Below are 17,015 nucleotides of genomic sequence, written 5' to 3' on the forward strand. Positions count from 1 at the left end.
CCGTACACGAAAGCGGCCTGTTCCCTTCCGGGCGGAAGGGAACAGGCCGCTTTCCTCGTACTGCCGGATCAGCCCTTGCCGGCCTTCTTCTCCTCGGCGTCCTGGATGACCGCCTCCGCGACCTGCTGCATCGACATGCGGCGGTCCATCGACGTCTTCTGGATCCACCGGAACGCGGCCGGCTCGGTCAGCCCGTACTCCGTCTGCAGGATCGACTTCGCCCGGTCCACCAGCTTGCGTGTCTCCAGCCGCAGCGTGAGGTCGGCGACCTCCTTCTCCAGCTCCTTCAGCTCCGTGAAGCGGGAGACGGCCATCTCGATCGCCGGCACCACGTCGGTCTTGCTGAACGGCTTCACGAGGTACGCCATGGCACCGGCGTCCCGGGCCCGCTCGACGAGGTCCCGCTGGGAGAACGCGGTCAGCATCAGCACCGGCGCGATGCTCTCCTCGGCGATCTTCTCGGCCGCGGAGATGCCGTCCAGCTTGGGCATCTTCACGTCCAGGATCACCAGGTCGGGGCGGTGCTCACGGGCCAGCTCCACGGCCTGCTCCCCGTCACCGGCCTCGCCGACGACGGTGTACCCCTCCTCCTCCAGCATCTCTTTGAGGTCGAGCCGGATCAGGGCCTCGTCCTCGGCGATGACGACCCGGGTCGTCATCGGAGGCACGTGCGACTTGTCCTCATCAGGCACGTCAACAGGCTGGGGCGACTCGGGGGCGCTCACGTGGGCTCCTTGGTACGGGGCAGGCCGGTACTGCTCCCAAGAGCGTACCTAGCAGCAGGGCCGCGCAGTGAACCGGTACACTGCTGACCGGTCTCCTGACTTGCCCGGTTGGAGGAACTGGTCAGACTCGCGGCACTCAAAATGCCGTGCCCTTTGGGCATGTGGGTTCGAATCCCACACCGGGCACCGGAAGCCGGAAGCGGAGGATCACGTTCGCGTGGTTCTCCGCTTTTTGCTGCGTTGGGTCACCATCGGTGTCCAGAGTGATCCTCATGGAGCAGCACAGTCCTTCGATTCGAGCTCAAGCCGTCGCACTGATGCGCCAGGGTGTACCGAACCGCACCGTCGCGGAACGCCTCAACGTCCCGCGCGGCACGGTCGGCTGGTGGCGTAGCGAAGATCGCAAAGCGCGCGGCGAGACCTACGAACGGCCGACCGACTGCCCCCGGTGCACAGGCCGAGAGTTCGACAGGGTCGCCTACGCTTACCTACTCGGCCTCTACCTCGGCGACGGCCACATCATCTCGAAGCGCAAGCAGCACCACCTGTCCGTGTTCTGCAATGCCGAACAGATCGGGCTGATCGCTGCAGCCGAAGACGCCATGCGCAAGGTGATGCCCTCGCCCGGCGTCGAACAGCGCCACAGGGCCGGCTGTGTGGAAGTGAAGTCATACACGAAGCACTGGACCTGCATGTTCCCTCAGCACGGCCCCGGCAAGAAGCACCAGCGTCGGATCGACCTCGAACCCTGGCAGCAGGACATCGTCGACGCTCACCCGTGGGAGTTCATCCGCGGGCTCGTCCACTCCGACGGCTGCCGCATCACCAACTGGACGACCCGTATGGTCGCCGGCGAGCGCAAGCGCTACGAATATCCTCGCTACGTCTTCACCAACGTCTCGGATGACATCCGGCGGCTCTGCACCGACACCCTGGACAAGCTGGGCGTCGAGTGGACGCACTGCACCCGCCACGGCAACCCGTACAACATCTCCATCGCCCGCAAAGCCTCCGTCGCCCTCATGGACGCCCACGTCGGGCCCAAGTACTGAGGGCGGTGTCCTAGGCCGTGTCCGTCTCGGCGATGTGGTGGACGCGGACCATGTTCGTCGAGCCCGAGACGCCGGGTGGGGAGCCGGCCGTGATGACGACGGTGTCGCCCGGGCGGCAGCGGCCGTACTTGAGCAGCAGTTCGTCGACCTGGTCGACCATCGCGTCCGTGGAGTCCACGCGCGGCCCGAGGAACGTCTCCACGCCCCAGCTGAGGCTGAGCTGGGAGCGGGTCGCCTGGTCGGGGGTGAAGGCGAGGAGGGGGATCGGGGAGCGGTAGCGGGACAGGCGGCGGGCCGTGTCGCCGGACTGGGTGAAGGCGACCAGGAACGTCGCGCCCAGGAAGTCGCCCATCTCCGCGGCGGCCCGGGCGACGGCGCCGCCCTGGGTGCGGGGCTTGGTGCGTTCGGTCAGCGGCGGCAGGCCCTGGGCGAGGATGTCCTCCTCCGCCGCCTCGACGATGCGGGCCATCGTGCGGACCGTCTCGATCGGGTGCTTGCCCACGCTGGTCTCGCCGGACAGCATCACCGCGTCCGTGCCGTCGATGATCGCGTTGGCGACGTCGGAGGCCTCGGCGCGCGTCGGGCGGGCGTTGTCGATCATCGAGTCGAGCATCTGCGTGGCGACGATGACCGGCTTCGCGTTGCGCCTGGCCAGGGTGATCGCGCGCTTCTGGACGATCGGGACCTGCTCCAGCGGCATCTCGACGCCGAGGTCGCCGCGGGCCACCATGATGCCGTCGAACGCGGCGACGATGTCGTCGATGTTCTCCACGGCCTGGGGTTTCTCGACCTTGGCGATGACGGGGAGGCGGCGGCCCTCCTCGTCCATGATGCGGTGGACGTCCTGGATGTCGCGGCCGCTGCGGACGAAGGACAGGGCGATGACGTCGAAGCCGGTGCGCAGGGCCCAGCGCAGGTCGTCCTCGTCCTTCTTGGACAGGGCGGGGACGGAGACGGCGACGCCGGGCAGGTTCAGGCCCTTGTGGTCGGAGATGACACCGCCCTCGACGACCGTGGTGTGCACCCGGGGGCCGTCGACCTCGGTGACTTCGAGGCAGACCTTGCCGTCGTCGACGAGGATGCGTTCGCCGGGGGTGACGTCGGCGGCGAGTCCGGCGTAGGTGGTGCCGCACATGTGGCCGTCGCCCTCGGCGCCGTCCTCGACGGTGATGGTGAAGGTGTCGCCGCGTTCAAGGAGTACGGGGCCTTCGGTGAAGCGGCCGAGCCGGATTTTCGGGCCTTGAAGGTCGGCGAGGAGGCCGACGCTGCGGCCGGTCTCGTCGGCGGCCTTGCGCACCCGGTGGTAGCGCTCCTCGTGCTCGGCGTGTCCGCCGTGGCTGAGGTTGAATCGGGCCACGTCCATTCCGGCGTCGACCAGGCGTTTGATCTGGTCGTACGAGTCGGTGGCGGGCCCAAGGGTACAGACGATCTTTGCTCGGCGCATGGTCCGAGCCTATGAGTTACCGACCGGTAGAGAATTGGCCGGGCGTGACCACTCGACAGACGTCGCGTGAAGCGTTATGGACAAGTATTGAATTGTGCGGCGGGGCGCTCCGATGAGCACGTCGGGGAAATGCGTTCGCGTATTCGGAATTCGATTCTCCGCAGGACTCACAGCCGCGGCGGCACCATCGTGAAGCGGGCGTTGATCTGCGCGTGGACGTGCTGGCGCTGGGGTTCGAGGTCGAGGGGTGGGGCCGGGGCGCTCTCGGCGGCGCCGGCGTAGGCGGCGGAGCGCATGCGGCCCGGGGCCTGGGGATACGCCGGCGGGCTGTTCTCGGCGCCGATGTCGGCGAGTTCGACCAGGGCGGCGAGGGTGGTGCCGAGGGCCTCGGCGTACTCGCGGGCACGCTGGACGGCTTCCGTGACGGCCTTCTTGCGGGCCTCGCGGTGGGCGGGCGAGTCGGGGCGCAGCGCCCACCAGGGGCCGTCGACGCGGGTGAGGTCGAGGTCGGCGAGGCGGGTGGTGAGTTCGCCGAGGGCGGTGAAGTCGGTGAGTTCGGCGGTGACGTGGACGCTGCCGTGGTAGGTGCGTACGCGTTCGCCGCGGCCGTGCTTGGTGAGTTCAGGCGTGATGGAGAAGGCGCCGGTCTCCAGGCGCTCGACGGCGTCGCCGTAGGACTTGACCAGGTCGAGGACGCCGGCGTTGCGGCGGGTGAGGTCGTCCAGGGCGGAGCGGCGGTCGCGGCCGCGGGCGGCGACGGTGATGCCGATACGGGCGATCTCCGGGTCGACTTCGAGGCGGGCCTCGCCGCGCACGGCGATGCGCGGGGCGTCGGGCGTGCCGTAGGGGACGGCGGGCTGGGAGGCGTCTGCCGTGGGCGCGGTCATACGCCCTACTGTGTCACGGTGTGACAGGCGGGCGGCGGGGAGTCGACGCAACCGAGTCACCAGATCGCAACCTGGCGGGTCTGTTGCGGCCGGTCATGACCGGGTCAGAATCTACGCGCGTTATCTACGCGCGTCATTCCACAGATTCCGCGAGGAGAGCCCGAGATGCCGTTGAACCGCCGGAAGTTCCTGGAGAAGTCCGCCGTGACCGGGGCGGGGGTGGCGCTGGCCGGTGCGGTCGCGGCGCCGGGCGCCGAGGCGGCCGAGGCCGGGGAGGGCGCGCGGGGGCGTGCGAAGCGGTACGCGTTCACCGTGATGGGGACGACGGACCTGCACGGCAACGTCTTCAACTGGGACTACTTCACGGACGCCGAGTTCGACGACAAGGCCCACAACGACATCGGCCTGGCGAAGGTCTCCACCCTGGTGAACCAGGTCCGCGCGGAGAAGGGCCGCCGCAACACCCTGCTCATCGACGCGGGCGACACCATCCAGGGCACGCAGCTGTCGTACTACTACGCGAAGGTGGACCCGATCACCGCCGAGGGCGGGCCGGTGCACCCGATGGCGCAGGCGATGAACGCGATGGACTACGACGCGGCGGCGCTCGGCAACCACGAGTTCAACTACGGCATCCCGGTGCTGCGCAAGTTCGAGGAGCAGTGCCGTTTCCCGCTGCTGGGCGCCAACGCGCTGGACGCGAAGACGCTGCGGCCGGCGTTCGCGCCGTACAGCATGCACCGGCTGCGCACGCCGTTCGGGCGGGACGTGGAGGTGGCGGTGCTGGGGCTGACCAATCCGGGCATCGCGATCTGGGACAAGGCGAACGTGCAGGGCAAGATGACCTTCCCGGGGCTGGAGGAGCAGGCCGCGAAGTGGGTGCCGAAGCTGCGGTCGATGGGCGCGGACGTCGTCATCGTCTCGGCGCACAGCGGCTCGTCGGGCACGTCGTCCTACGGTGACCAGCTGCCGTACATCGAGAACGCGGCCGGTCTGGTGGCGGAGCAGGTGCCGGGCATCGACGCGATCCTGGTCGGGCACGCGCACACGGAGATCCCCGAGTACTTCGTGACGAACAAGAAGACCGGCAAGCAGGTCGTGCTGTCCGAACCGCTGAAGTGGGGGCAGCGGCTGACGCTGTTCGACTTCGAGCTGGTGTGGGAGAAGGGCTGCTGGAAGGTCGAGAAGGTGGGCGCGCAGGTCCTGAACTCCAACACCGTTCAGGAGGACCCGGAGATCGTGCGGCTGCTGTCCGACGAGCACGAGAAGGTCGTGGCGTACGTCAACCAGGTCATCGGCACGAACGCGGCGGAGATGACGTCGGCCGAGGCGCCGTACAAGGACGTGCCGATCATCGACCTGATCAACCACATCCAGGCGGACACGGTGAAGCAGGCGCTGGCGGGCACGGAGCACGCGGCGCTGCCGGTGCTGTCGCAGGCGGCGTGCTTCTCGCGCAGTGCCCGGATCCCGGCGGGCGAGGTGACGATCCGGGACGTGGCGGGCCTGTACGTCTTCGAGAACACGCTGGAGGCGCGGCTGATGACGGGTGCGCAGCTGAAGGCGTACCTGGAGTTCTCGGCGAACTACTTCACGCAGACGGCGCCGGGCGAGCCGGTGGACCCGGCGAAGCTGACCAACGCGAACGGCACGCCGGACTACAACTACGACGTGGTGAGCGGCCTGTCGTACGAGATCGACATCGCGAAGCCGGCCGGGTCGCGGGTGACGAACGTGCGGTTCGGCGGGCAGCCGCTCGCGGACGACGCGCGGTTCGTGTTCGCGGTGAACAACTACCGGGCCAACGGCGGCGGGAACTTCCCGCACGTGGCCGCCGCGCCGCTGCTGTGGTCGAACTCGGACGAGATCCGCAACACCATGATCGCCTGGGTGAAGGCGAAGGGGTCGATCGACCCGGCCGAGTTCGCCGCGGTGGACTGGCGGCTCACGCGGAACGGCACGCCCGTCTTCTGAGCCGGGTCCCGCTCACCTCCGGTCGTCGACGAGCGGGGTCAGGGCCGGTGCTTCGCGGGGCGGCGGCACCTGCTGCCGCTGGGTGAGGCCGAAGGTGGTGAAGGCGGTGCGGCGCGGGAGTCCGTAAGCCTCCCTGCCCGTCAGGGAGTTGAGGACGATCGCGCCGCGCCAGGCGACGAGGCCCAGGTCGGGTGTGCCGACGCCGTGGGTGTGGGTGCCGGCGTTCTGGACGTACACCGAGCCGGAGACGGACGGGTCCAGGACGAGCCGGTGGTCCTCGTCGACGCGCGGCCGCTCCTGGCTGTCGCGGCGCATGTAGGGGTCGAGTCCGGCCAGGATTCGGTCGAGGGGGCGTTCGCGGTAGCCGGTGGCGAGGACGACGGCGTCGGTGGTGAGGCGGGAGCGGCTCGCCTGCCGGTCGTGCTCCAGGTGCAGTTCCACCTGGGTCGTCGCGATCCGCCCGGCGGTGCGCACGCGCACGCCGGGGGTGAGGACGGCGTCGGGCCAGCCGCCGTGCAGGGTGCGGCGGTACAGCTCGTCGTGGATGGCGGCGACGGTGCCGGCGTCGATGCCCTTGTGGAGCTGCCACTGCCCGGCGAGGAGCCGGTCGCGGGCGGACTCGGGCAGGGCGTGGAAGTAGCGGGTGTGGTCGGGGGTGAAGTGCTCCAGGCCGAGCTTGGAGTACTCCATGGGCGCGAAGGCCTCGGTGCGGCCGAGCCAGTGGAGTCGCTCGCGCCCGGCGGGCCGGCTGCGGAGCAGGTCGAGGAAGATCTCGGCGCCGGACTGGCCGGTGCCGACGACGGTGACGTGTCCGGCGGCGAGCAGGGCGTCGCGGTGGTCGAGGTAGTCGGCGGCGTGCACGACGGGCACGCCGGGGGCCTCGGTGAGGGGCTTGAGGGGTTCGGGGACGTAGGGCTCGGTGCCGATGCCGAGGACGACGTTGCGGGTGTACGTCCGGCCGAGGGCCTCCGCCTCGCCGTCGCCGTCGAGCTGGGTGAAGTCGACCTCGAACAGGTCGCGTTCGGGGTTCCAGCGGACGGCGTCGACCTGGTGGCCGAAGCGCAGGCCGGGGAGGCTCTCGGAGACCCAGCGGCAGTAGGCGTCGTACTCGGCGCGGTGGATGTGGAAGCGCTCGGCGAAGTAGAAGGGGAAGAGCCGTTCACGGGACCTGAGCCAGTTGAGGAAGGTCCAGGGGCTGGTGGGGTCGACGAGGGTGACGAGGTCGGCGAGGAACGGGACCTGGATGGTGGCGCCCTCGATGAGCAGGCCGGGGTGCCAGGTGAAGGCGGGGCGCTGCTCGTAGAAGACGGCGTCGAGGTCGGGCAGGGGCTGGGCGAGCGCGGCGAGGGAGAGATTGGCGGGGCCGATGCCGATGCCGACCAGGTCGCGGGGGGCGTCGGGTTCCGGGTGCTCAGGGGAGTTCATCAGGGGGTGTGTCCTTCCACGAGTGTCGCTCGGCTCTCTGCCACGAGCTGCAGCAGGGCGGCCAGGTCGTCGGGCCCGGTGGCGGGGTTGAGGAGGGTGGCCTTGAGCCAGAGCCGGCCGTCGAGGCGGGCCCGTCCGAGGACGGCCGTGCCGTCGGTGAGCAGCGCGCGGCGTACGGCGGCGACGGTGGCGTCGGGGGTGTCCGCGGGCCGGAACAGGACCGTGCTGAGGACGGGCGGGGCGTGCAGTTCGAAGCCGGGGTGGGCGTCGACCAGGGCGGCGAACTCACGGGCGTGGGCGCACACCCGGTCGACGAGGCCCGCGAGGCCGGCGCGGCCGAGGGTTTTGAGGGTGACGGCGAGTTTGAGGACGTCGGGGCGGCGGGTGGTGCGCAGGGAGCGGCCGAGCAGGTCGGGCAGGCCGGCCTCGGTGTCGTCGGTGGCGTTGAGGTAGTCGGCGCGGTGGCGCAGGGCGGTGAGGTCGCGGGCGTCGCGGACGGCGAGGAATCCCGCCGCGACCGGTTGCCAGCCGAGCTTGTGCAGGTCGAGGGTGACGGTGTCGGCGGCGTCGAGGCCGTCCAGCAGGCCGCGGTGCCGGGTGCTGAGGAGCAGGCCCGCGCCGTAGGCGGCGTCGATGTGCAGCCGGGCGCCGTGGGTGGCGCAGTGGGCGGCGATCTCGGGCAGCGGGTCGATGAGCCCGGCGTCGGTGGTGCCGGCGGTGGCGGCGACGAGCAGCGGTCCGGTCAGGCGGGTGAGGGTCTCGGCGAGTGCGGTGGGGTCGAGCGTGCCGGCCGGGGCGGGGACGACGACGGGGTCGGGGAGCCCGAGCAGCCAGGCGGCGCGGGGCAGCGAGTGGTGGGCGTTGGCGCCGGTCACCAGCCGGACGGAGCCGCCGTGCGCCTCGCGGGCGAGGAGGAGGGCGAGCTGGTTGGACTCGGTGCCGCCGGTGGTGACGACGGAGTCGGGGGTGCGGGCCGGGTCGGTGCCGTAGACCTGGGTGGCCGCGAGCCGGACGACCATCGCCTCCAGTTCGGAGGCCGCCGGGGCCTGGTCCCAGGAGTCCAGGGACGGGTTGAGGGCGGAGGCGGCCAGGTCGGCGGCCGCGGCGACGGCGAGGGGCGGGCAGTGCAGGTGGGCGGCGCACAGGGGGTGGGCGGGGTCGGCGGCGCCCTCGGCGAAGGCCCGGACCAGCGTGTGGACGGCGTGCGGATCGCCCCGCTCGGGGAGGATCTCCCCCACCGCCTCCCGGAACCGCGCGGCGACGGCGTCCGGCCCACCGGCGGGCAGCGGTCCGCCGCGCGCCCGGGCACCGGCGTCCAGGGCGTCGAGCACGGTGGCGAGCAACGGCCGCAGGGCGTGGGGGCCTTCGGGACCCGAGGCGAGGGGCGGGCTGCTCATGGGCTGACCTCCGGGGCGCGGGACATCACTGCCCGAAGAGCCCAACGACCGGAGGGGGGCGGGGGGTACGTCCGCCCGGGCAAAACCCGCAGGGCCGCCGACACCGGCGCCCCTGGAGAGGCCTCCGGCCCGGGCACCGGCACCCCGCGGACTCACCTACGGGCCTGCCCTCACCCCAGCCGCCCGACCAGGCCCGACTTGGCAACGCCCGCGACTCCCCTGCGGGCCTGCCCACACCACCCGCCACCCCACCAGGCCGGCCTGGCAACGCCCGCCACTCCCCCGGAGCCTCGGCCAGGGCGGTGGCCCAGAGGCCGGGCGGGGGCACCGCGGGGAGGGCTCAGGGCTGGAAGGCCGTCGTGTGCTCCTGCGCCCACGTCGTGAAGGGGCGGGCCGGGCTGCCGGTGACGGTGTGGACCGTGTCGGTGATCTCCGGCGGCGTGCCGACCGTCGCGGCGAGGGACTCCAGCAGGGCCGGCAGCATGCCCGGCGGGACGTGCGGGAACAGGTCGGGGCCCGCCTCGGCGGGCGGTACCTCGACGAAGCGCAGGTCGCGGCCGAGGGCCCGGCCGATCGCGGTGACCTGCTCGGCGTTGCTGAGCGCCGCGGGCCCGGTGAGGCGGTGCGCGGCGCCCTCGTGGCCGCCGTCGAGCAGGGCGCGTTCGGCGACGGCGGCGATGTCGTCCTCGTGGACGGGCGCGGTCCGCCCCTCGGCGTAGACGCCGCGGACGGTGTCGCCGGACCGGATCTGCGGCGCCCACTGGAAGGCGTTGGTGGCGAAAGCCCCGGGCCGCAGGAACGTCCACGTCAGCCCGCTGTCGCGGACGTGCCGCTCGGCGGTGGCGTGCATGACGTGGATCGGGTGGGCCGGGTCGGCGCCGGAGTCGATGATCGACGAGGACAGCAGGACCACGTGGCGCACCCCCGCCGCACGGGCCGCCGCGAGCAGGGCGGGGGTGCGATCGCCGCCCGCCTGGACGTACAGGAAGAGTCCGGTGACGCCCCGGAACAGGGCGGCCGGATCGTCCGGCCGGAGCCGTACCGCCTCGGCGCCGGCGGGCAGCCGGGCCCGCTGCGGGTCGCGGGTCAGCGCCCGCACGGGCCTCCCGGCGGCGACGAGGCGTTCGACCAGGGCGCGGCCGACGTTACCGGTGGGACCGGTCACTGCGATCACAAGGGCTCCTCGGGGCTTGATCGGCTGTCTCGCCCGAGGCTAGGAACGACGCCCCTCCGGCCGCATCGGCGAAAGGAACCAGTCGCCACCGCCCGCGCCCTACGCCACCGGTCCTAGGGCCTGTCGTTTGGATCACGCCGCAGACGCGCGGTCTGGCACGCACATCTGCGGCGTTGTCGTCGGTCGCCGACGCTCCGCGTCGACTCCCTCCTCCGCCTTGCAGCTGCACGCACCAGGCCACGCTCCCCGGCGCTGAACAGCACCGTCACTTTCCTGCGACCTGATCCAAACGACAGGCCCTTGGCCCCGCTCACCCGGGACGGGGCGGGGCGCCGCTCCTCGTGCTCAGGCGGGCCGCCCGCTCTCGCGGACCCGCAACGCGCGTGCGAGGTCGTCCAGTTGGTCCACCAGTGCGCGGCGCAGCGCCGGGGTCGGGGCGGCGTCGCGCAGGCACTCCTCGCCGAGGCGCAGGGTGTCCGCGTCGACGGCGTGGGCGGGGAAGGCGTCCCGGCCGACGGCCGCGGCGATGGCGGGGCCGCGGCGCTCGGCGACCGGGATCGCGTCGGCGTAGTAGCGCGGCACGTATTCGCGCACCAGGTCGGCCTGTTCCGGCTGCCAGAAGCCGCGGGCGGTGGCCGCGAAGAGGTAGTTCGACAGCTCGTCGGAGCCGAACATCGCCTCCCAGGCGCGGGCCTTGGCCTCCGGGTCGGGCAGCGCCGCCCGGCAGCGGGCGGCGCCCTCCTGGCCGGTGGCGCTCGGGTCGCGTTCCAGTTCGGCGGCGATGGCGGCCTCGTCGGTCGCGCCGAGCACGGCGAGCCGGGCCAGGACGCGCCAGCGCAGCTCGGGGTCGAGCTCCGGGCCGCCGGGGACGGTGCCGTCGGCGAGCCAGGCGGCGATGGTGTCCGGGTGGGCGGCCACGCCGATGCGGTGGCGTACGGCGATCAGGCGCAGGCCGGGGTTGTCGCCGTCCTCGGTGCGGCGGATGAGGTCGCGGCACAGCTCGGACAGCGTGGCGAGGGCGGCGGGCCGCTCCTCGGGGGTGAGGTAGCGGTCGGTGATGTGCGTGGCGGCGAAGGCCAGCACGCCCTGGACGATGGCGAGGTCGGTCTCCAGGGGGAGGTGGGCCCGGGCGGTCTCCAGGTAGGCGCCGGGGGCGAGTTCACCGTCGCGGACGGCGTCCCGCAGGGCGTTCCAGACGACGGCGCGGCTGAGCGGGGCGGGCAGGCCGGACAGGTCCTTGCGGACGGTCTCGAAGGACTCCGGGTCGAAGCGGACCTTGGCGTAGGTGAGGTCGCCGTCGTTGAGGAGGAGCAGGGCCGGGCGCTTGCCGACGGGGTGGGCGCCGTCCTGCGGGAGGTCCAGGTGGAGGCGTTCACGCAGGACGAGCTGTCCGCCGTCGTCGCCGAGGTCACGGTCGTACAGGCCGACGGCGATGCGGTGCGGGCGGCCGCCGGCCCGGTCGACGGTGAGGGCGCAGGTGCCGTGGTCGCCGGGGGCGATGTGCGGGGTGAGGGTGTCGACGCCGGTGGTGCGCAGCCAGGCGTCGGCCCAGGCGTGGACGTCGCGTTCGGTGGCGCCGGCGAGGGAGTCGATGAAGTCGGCGAGGGTGGCGTTGGCGAACCTGTGCCGGGCGAAGTGGGTGTTGATGCCGGCGAGGAAGTCCTTCTCGCCGAGCCAGGCGACGAGTTGCCGCAGGGCGCCGGCGCCCTTGGCGTAGGAGATGCCGTCGAAGTTGAGCAGGGCGGAGGCGGTGTCGTCGACGGCCTCGGGGGCGACGGGGTGGGTGGAGGGGCGCTGGTCGGCGTCGTAGCCCCAGGCCTTGCGGGTGACGCCGAAGTCGGTCCAGGTGTCGGTGAAGCGGGTGGCCTCGGTGAGGGTCTGGTAGCCCATGTACTCGGCGAACGACTCGTTCAGCCAGATGTCGTCCCACCACTTGAGGGTGACGAGGTCGCCGAACCACATGTGGGCCATCTCGTGGGCGACGACCATGGCGCGGGTCTGGCGCTCGGTGTCGGTGACGGCGGAGCGGTAGACGAACTCGTCGCGGAAGGTGACCAGTCCGGGGTTCTCCATGGCGCCCGCGTTGAACTCGGGGACGAAGGCCTGGTCGTAGGAGTCGAACGGGTAGGGCTCGTCGAACTTCTCGTGGTAGCGGTCGTAGCACGCGCGGGTGATGTCGAGGAGTTCGTCGGCGTCGGCGTCCAGGTAGGGGGCGAGGGAGCGCCGGCAGTGCAGGCCGAAGGGCAGGCCGCGGTGTTCGGTGCGCACCGAGTGCCAGGGGCCCGCGGCGACCGCGACGAGGTAGGTGGAGATCGGCGGGGTGGTGGCGGCCCGCCAGTGGCCGTCGCCGGTGTGCTCGGTGATGCCGTTGGCGAGGACGGTCCACTCCTGCGGGGCCCGCACCGACAGCTCGAAGACGGCCTTGAGGTCGGGCTGGTCGAAGGCGGCGAAGACGCGCTGGACGTCGTCCAGGAACAGCTGTGTGTAGACGTAGGTCGCGCCGTCGGTGGGGTCGGTGAAGCGGTGCATGCCCTCGCCGGTGCGGGAGTAGCGCATGGCCGCGTGCACGCGCAGTTCGTGCTCGCCGGCGGTGAGGTTCTTCAGCGGCAGCCGGTTGCCGTCCAGGTCCCGCGGGTCCAGGGGGTGTCCGTCGAGGGTGACGGAGCGCAGCTCGGCGGGCTTGATCTCGACGAAGGTGTCACCGTCCGTGCGGGCGCTGAACGCGATCCGGGTGTGGGAGTCGAAGGTGTCGTCCCCGCCGGTCAGGTCCAGTTCGATGGTGTAGCGGTGGACGTCGAGGAGCTCTGCTCGGGTCTGCGCTTCGTCGCGCGTCAGTACGGACATGCGTGCCATGCTGCCTGATGGCACCGGCAAGGCACAGAGGCGGATCGGTACGTGCGCAATGTCCGTTCTAGGTGCGGTCTTTTTCGAGCTCCCCGGCGTGCGCCCCCATGGGGCGCTGGGACGGCACGCGCGCGTCGGGGTGCGGCAGGCGCGCAGGGCGCGGGGTGGCGTCGGTGTGCTCCCGGACGAGGGTGCGCAGCCGGTGCACCTCGCGTTGCAGGGCGAGGTGGCGCCGGTGGGTGTCGTAGAGGTAGCGGACCTTGGTGCGCAGGGCCCAGGGGTCGACGGGTTTCAGGACGAGGTCGGCGACGCCGAGGGCGAAGGCGGCGGTGGTCAGTTCCTGGTCGGCGCCGAAGCCGGTGAGCAGGATGACCGGGATGTGCTGGGTCTGTTCGACGCGTCGCATGTAGCGCACCACCTCCAGGCCGCTGACGCCGGGCATGCGCACGTCGAGCAGCATGAGGCCGACCTGGCCGCGCAGTACCTGCTTGAGCGCCTCGTCGCCGCTGGTGGCCCGGCCGAGCTCGTAGCCCAGCGGGGCCAGGGCGCTCTCCAGCGCGTACAGCGTGTCCTCGTGGTCGTCGACGATGAGGATCCTGGTATCCGACGGCATGGCCCGACGCCCCTCCCTCGTGGAGGACCAGAGTAGTGCGGGACGCTGACGGGCCGTGCTCGTCAGCTGACATGCAGTGCACAGCGCAGCATGCCCCGTGCGGGCCGCCCTGTCACTCCCCCGTGGCCGGTTGCCGACGGTCGCGGTGCGGTGGCCCGGTCAGTCCGCGGTGGCGGCCGCGCCGTTGAGGGCCTCGTCCGCGATGCGCTCGTGGTGGCGGATGACCTCGGCGACGATGAAGTTGAGGAACTTCTCGGCGAAGGCCGGGTCCAGCTTGGCGCTCTCGGCGAGGGCGCGCAGCCGGGCGATCTGGCGGGCCTCGCGCGCCGGGTCGGCGGGCGGCAGCTGGTGCTCGGCCTTGAGGTGGCCGACCTGCTGGGTGCACTTGAAGCGCTCGGCGAGCATGTGGACGACGGCCGCGTCGATGTTGTCGATGCTGTCGCGCAGCCGGGCGAGCTCCTCGCGGACGGCCGGGTCGACGTCGCCGGTACGGGTGTTGCTGGTGGTCATGGGGGGTCAGCCTACGGGGATCGGCCGGTACGGCAGCGGGCCGTCTCACACCTCGGCCACGGGGAGCCGCTTGTGGAAGGACACGTCCTCGTTGCCTCCGGGCACGCCCTCGATCCGGCCCCGTTCCCGGTAGCCGAGGCGGGGGTGGAAGCCGGGGGCCCGGAAGCTGTAGGTGGAGACGATCATGTCGGTGCAGCCGCGCCGGGCGGCCTCCGCCTCCGCCGCGCGCCCGGTCCTCGTACAGTGGAACCGGGTTCCGGGCGTCTTGGGGGTGAGGCGTGGCGAACGACGGGCCGGTCGAGCACGGCTACCCGCATCTGGAGACGGTGCGGGCCGCCATCACGGCGCTGTACCGGCGCCTGTCCTACGACACGATCCAGACGTTCGGGACCAGTGTGCTCCCCGCCGACGTGGCGTTCTGCGACACCGACGACCTGTATCTGGGGGCGCAGCGGGTCGCGCACGAGCTGGTGCGGCACTACCGGCTGCCGGACGCGCGGCTGGTCGTGAGCTTCCGGGAGATGCGGCACGCGGCGAACGTCGAGCTGGCGGCGGGGCCGGAGTACTTCGTGGAGCTGAACGACCGGTTCCGTACGCATCGGCGGGACATCGGGGCGGCCCTGGCGCACGAGGTGACGCACGTGTACCTGCACCGCCTGGACTTGTCCTTCCCGGGTGTGCGGGACAACGAGATCCTCACGGACACGGCGACGACGTACCTGGGCGCGGGGTGGCTGCTGCTGGACGCCTACCGGGAGGACGGGGCGTCGTCGCAGAAGCTGGGGTACCTGACGCCGGAGGAGTTCGGGTACGTGCTGGCCAAGCGTGCGCTGGTCTTCGGGGAGGACCCGTCGGTGTGGTTCACCAGTCCGCAGGCGTACCGGGCGTACGAGCGGGGCAGGGAGCTGGCCCGGCGGGACGAGCAGCAGCCGCCGCTGACCGCGGCGGGGTGGGCGGGGCGGCGGCGGTACGCCCGGGACCGGCGGCACGCGCCGGAGGGTCCGCAGCCGGGGGTGCGGTACGCGTTCTCACCCGACGCGGGCGGACGGCTGCGGGTGTCGTTCCCCTGTCCCACCTGTCACCAGCGGATCAGGGTGCCGGTGAGGGGACGGGTCCGCGCGCGGTGCGCGCTGTGCAGGAGCGTGCTGGAGTGCGACACGTAGGCCCTCGCCGGCCCGCGGGCACGTGGGGGCGGCCCGGGGTGGTCCCCGCGGGCGGGCGGCCCAGGGCGACCGCCTCCGGGTGGGCGGCCCGAGGTGATCGTCCGCGGGCGGCGCGGGGCTCAGGGCTGATCAATGCCCGTGATCGCCGCTGGTGATCTCCCGGTACTCCTCCACCGTCGGCTTCTCGATGCGCGCGTCCGGCCCGAACATGGCGTGCGCGAGCCGGGCCCGCACCCGCTGGGACCGCTTGACCCGGCGCCGCACTCCCCCGGCGTCGACCTCGGGTCCGATCGTGTACGGCGGGTGCTGCTCGTGCTGGGTGAGGGTGAACAGGTCCGCCTGCGTGAGCGGTTCGTGCACCTCGACGTACTCACCGGTCGGCAGCCGCTTGATGGTGCCGGTCTCCCTGCCGTGCAGGACCTTGGCGCGGTCGCGGCGCTGCAGGCCCATGCAGATCTTCTTCGTGACGAGGAAGGCGACGACCGGCAGCACGAAGACGCCGATCCGTACGAACCAGGTGATGGCGTTGATGGACAGGTGCAGATGCGTGGCGACGATGTCGTTGCCGCCGCCGATCAGCAGCACGGCGTACAGGGTCAGCCAGGCCACGCCCAGGCCGGTGCGGACGGGCACGTTGCGCGGCCGGTCCAGGATGTGGTGCTCGCGCTTGTCGCCGGTGATCCACGCCTCGACGAACGGGTAGACCCCGAGGGCGAGCAGGATCAGCGGGAACAGCGTGAAGGGGATGAACACGCCGAGGACGAGCGTGTGGCCCCAGAGGTCGATCTCCCATCCCGGCATCACCCGGATCAGGCCCTCGGAGAAGCCGAGGTACCAGTCGGGCTGGGCGCCGGTGGTGACCAGGTCGGGCCGGTAGGGGCCGAAGGCCCACACGGGGTTGATCTGGGCGATGGCGCCCATCACCGTCAGCACGCCGAAGACGAGGAAGAAGAAGCCGCCCGCCTTGGCCATGTAGACCGGCAGGAAGGGCATTCCGACGACCGACCGCTCCTGGCGTCCGGGCCCCGGGAACTGGGTGTGCTTGTGGTAGAAGACCAGGATCAGATGGGCGGCCACCAAGCCCAGCATGATCCCCGGCAGCAGCAGCACATGGACCGGGAAGAGGCGGGAGATGATGTCGTCGCCCGGGAACTCCCCGCCGAAGAGGAAGAACGCCACGTACGTCCCGACGATCGGGATCGACAGGATCGCCCCGTGCGCGAAGCGCAGGCCGGTGCCGGACAGCAGGTCGTCGGGGAGGGAGTAGCCGGTCAGGCCGGTGATGATGCCGAGCATCAGCAGGGTCCAGCCGAAGACCCAGTTGAGTTCGCGGGGCTTGCGGAAGGCGCCCGTGAAGAACACCCGCATCATGTGCACCAGCATGCCGGTGATGAAGACCAGCGCCGCCCAGTGGTGGATTTGCCGGATCAGCAGCCCGCCGCGCACGTCGAAGCTGATGTCCAGGGTGGACTCGAAGGCCCTGCTCATCAGCACGCCGTTGAGTTCGGTGTAGGAGCCCTGGTAGACGACCTCCTGCATGCTGGGCTCGAAGAACAGGGTGAGGTAGACGCCGGTGAGGATCAGCACGACGAAGCTGTAGAGGGTGACCTCGCCGAGCATGAAGGACCAGTGGTCCGGGAACACCTTGCGCATGTTGGCCTTGGCCAGCGCGTAGAGGCCCAGCCGGCCGTCCGCCCAGTCGGCGAGCCGCTCGCCCTTTCCCGCGGGGGGCCTCCTGCGGGCGGAGGCCGTCCCGTACACCCGTCGTGCGCCGTCGTCGCTCATGCGTCGTCGCCTCCCCGTCGGA

The 17,015-nt window shown here is 71.6% G+C and carries 14 protein-coding genes and 1 tRNA gene; 4 read left to right on the plus strand and 11 right to left on the minus strand.

Features of this window, described 5'->3' with window-relative positions:
• Positions 1 to 68: 68 nt before the first annotated feature.
• Positions 69 to 725 (minus strand): ANTAR domain-containing response regulator, encoded by a 657-nt coding sequence (locus ACIGAN_RS21520; protein WP_309096690.1) that lies wholly within the window; start codon positions 723 to 725, stop codon positions 69 to 71.
• 102 nt (positions 726 to 827) lie between these two features.
• Between ACIGAN_RS21520 and ACIGAN_RS21525 the strand changes: the two genes are divergently transcribed.
• Positions 828 to 911 (plus strand) — tRNA-Leu (locus tag ACIGAN_RS21525).
• Between the two features lie 86 nt (positions 912 to 997).
• Positions 998 to 1,777, plus strand: a complete 780-nt coding sequence (locus tag ACIGAN_RS21530) for a helix-turn-helix domain-containing protein (protein ID WP_399859602.1) — start codon at positions 998 to 1,000, stop codon at positions 1,775 to 1,777.
• 10 nt (positions 1,778 to 1,787) lie between these two features.
• Here ACIGAN_RS21530 and pyk read toward each other — a convergent pair whose 3' ends face one another.
• Positions 1,788 to 3,221, minus strand: a complete 1,434-nt coding sequence (gene pyk, locus ACIGAN_RS21535; protein ID WP_399859605.1) for a pyruvate kinase — start codon at positions 3,219 to 3,221, stop codon at positions 1,788 to 1,790.
• A gap of 167 nt (positions 3,222 to 3,388) precedes the next feature.
• Complete coding sequence (locus ACIGAN_RS21540; protein WP_365089353.1) at positions 3,389 to 4,108, minus strand: SIMPL domain-containing protein; 720 nt, start codon at positions 4,106 to 4,108, stop codon at positions 3,389 to 3,391.
• A gap of 165 nt (positions 4,109 to 4,273) precedes the next feature.
• Here ACIGAN_RS21540 and ACIGAN_RS21545 point away from each other — a divergent pair, with 165 nt between their 5' ends.
• Positions 4,274 to 6,082: a bifunctional metallophosphatase/5'-nucleotidase gene (locus tag ACIGAN_RS21545; RefSeq protein WP_399859608.1), complete on the plus strand. Its 1,809-nt coding sequence runs from the start codon at positions 4,274 to 4,276 to the stop codon at positions 6,080 to 6,082.
• Between the two features lie 12 nt (positions 6,083 to 6,094).
• On the opposite strand, the gene ACIGAN_RS21550 is transcribed toward ACIGAN_RS21545, so the two are convergent.
• The 7 genes from ACIGAN_RS21550 to ACIGAN_RS21580 form a co-directional block, all read right to left on the minus strand.
• A complete protein-coding gene (locus ACIGAN_RS21550) occupies positions 6,095 to 7,507 on the minus strand; it encodes a lysine N(6)-hydroxylase/L-ornithine N(5)-oxygenase family protein (RefSeq protein ID WP_399859611.1) in 1,413 nt (470 codons plus the stop codon).
• Positions 7,507 to 8,904 carry a pyridoxal phosphate-dependent decarboxylase family protein gene (locus tag ACIGAN_RS21555; protein ID WP_399859613.1) on the minus strand — a complete coding sequence of 466 codons (1,398 nt, stop codon included), beginning with the start codon at positions 8,902 to 8,904 and terminating at the stop codon, positions 7,507 to 7,509. The genes ACIGAN_RS21550 and ACIGAN_RS21555 overlap by 1 nt, the downstream gene beginning before the upstream one ends.
• A 340-nt stretch (positions 8,905 to 9,244) precedes the next feature.
• Positions 9,245 to 10,078 (minus strand): NAD(P)H-binding protein, encoded by an 834-nt coding sequence (locus ACIGAN_RS21560; RefSeq protein ID WP_399859615.1) that lies wholly within the window; start codon positions 10,076 to 10,078, stop codon positions 9,245 to 9,247.
• Positions 10,079 to 10,423: 345 nt separating this feature from the next.
• Positions 10,424 to 12,922 (minus strand): aminopeptidase N, encoded by a 2,499-nt coding sequence (gene pepN / locus ACIGAN_RS21565; protein ID WP_399859618.1) that lies wholly within the window; start codon positions 12,920 to 12,922, stop codon positions 10,424 to 10,426.
• A 67-nt stretch (positions 12,923 to 12,989) separates the two neighbouring features.
• Complete coding sequence (locus ACIGAN_RS21570) at positions 12,990 to 13,535, minus strand: response regulator (RefSeq protein ID WP_365089342.1); 546 nt, start codon at positions 13,533 to 13,535, stop codon at positions 12,990 to 12,992.
• A gap of 159 nt (positions 13,536 to 13,694) precedes the next feature.
• Entirely contained in the window at positions 13,695 to 14,045 is a 351-nt protein-coding gene (locus tag ACIGAN_RS21575) for a chorismate mutase (RefSeq protein WP_365089340.1), read from the minus strand.
• Positions 14,046 to 14,090: 45 nt separating this feature from the next.
• Complete coding sequence (locus tag ACIGAN_RS21580) at positions 14,091 to 14,231, minus strand: hypothetical protein (protein WP_399859621.1); 141 nt, start codon at positions 14,229 to 14,231, stop codon at positions 14,091 to 14,093.
• A 92-nt stretch (positions 14,232 to 14,323) separates the two neighbouring features.
• Here ACIGAN_RS21580 and ACIGAN_RS21585 point away from each other — a divergent pair, with 92 nt between their 5' ends.
• Positions 14,324 to 15,208 (plus strand): hypothetical protein, encoded by an 885-nt coding sequence (locus tag ACIGAN_RS21585; protein WP_399859624.1) that lies wholly within the window; start codon positions 14,324 to 14,326, stop codon positions 15,206 to 15,208.
• Between the two features lie 129 nt (positions 15,209 to 15,337).
• On the opposite strand, the gene ACIGAN_RS21590 is transcribed toward ACIGAN_RS21585, so the two are convergent.
• A complete protein-coding gene (locus tag ACIGAN_RS21590; RefSeq protein ID WP_399859627.1) occupies positions 15,338 to 16,993 on the minus strand; it encodes a cytochrome bc1 complex cytochrome b subunit in 1,656 nt (551 codons plus the stop codon).
• Between the last annotated feature and the right edge of the window lie 22 nt (positions 16,994 to 17,015).

Origin of the sequence: Streptomyces sp. NPDC085931 (assembly GCF_044540565.1) — a bacterium.
GTDB lineage: Bacteria > Actinomycetota > Actinomycetes > Streptomycetales > Streptomycetaceae > Streptomyces.

Coding starts and splice junctions, on each gene's coding strand:
- ACIGAN_RS21530 (WP_399859602.1), top strand. CDS start 998: ATGGAGCAGCACAGTCCTTCGATTCGAGCTCAAGCCGTCGCACTGATG.
- pepN (WP_399859618.1), bottom strand. CDS start 12,922: ATGTCCGTACTGACGCGCGACGAAGCGCAGACCCGAGCAGAGCTCCTC.
- ACIGAN_RS21550 (WP_399859611.1), bottom strand. CDS start 7,507: ATGAACTCCCCTGAGCACCCGGAACCCGACGCCCCCCGCGACCTGGTC.
- ACIGAN_RS21580 (WP_399859621.1), bottom strand. CDS start 14,231: ATGATCGTCTCCACCTACAGCTTCCGGGCCCCCGGCTTCCACCCCCGC.
- pyk (WP_399859605.1), bottom strand. CDS start 3,221: ATGCGCCGAGCAAAGATCGTCTGTACCCTTGGGCCCGCCACCGACTCG.
- ACIGAN_RS21540 (WP_365089353.1), bottom strand. CDS start 4,108: ATGACCGCGCCCACGGCAGACGCCTCCCAGCCCGCCGTCCCCTACGGC.
- ACIGAN_RS21590 (WP_399859627.1), bottom strand. CDS start 16,993: ATGAGCGACGACGGCGCACGACGGGTGTACGGGACGGCCTCCGCCCGC.
- ACIGAN_RS21570 (WP_365089342.1), bottom strand. CDS start 13,535: ATGCCGTCGGATACCAGGATCCTCATCGTCGACGACCACGAGGACACG.
- ACIGAN_RS21555 (WP_399859613.1), bottom strand. CDS start 8,904: ATGAGCAGCCCGCCCCTCGCCTCGGGTCCCGAAGGCCCCCACGCCCTG.
- ACIGAN_RS21545 (WP_399859608.1), top strand. CDS start 4,274: ATGCCGTTGAACCGCCGGAAGTTCCTGGAGAAGTCCGCCGTGACCGGG.
- ACIGAN_RS21575 (WP_365089340.1), bottom strand. CDS start 14,045: ATGACCACCAGCAACACCCGTACCGGCGACGTCGACCCGGCCGTCCGC.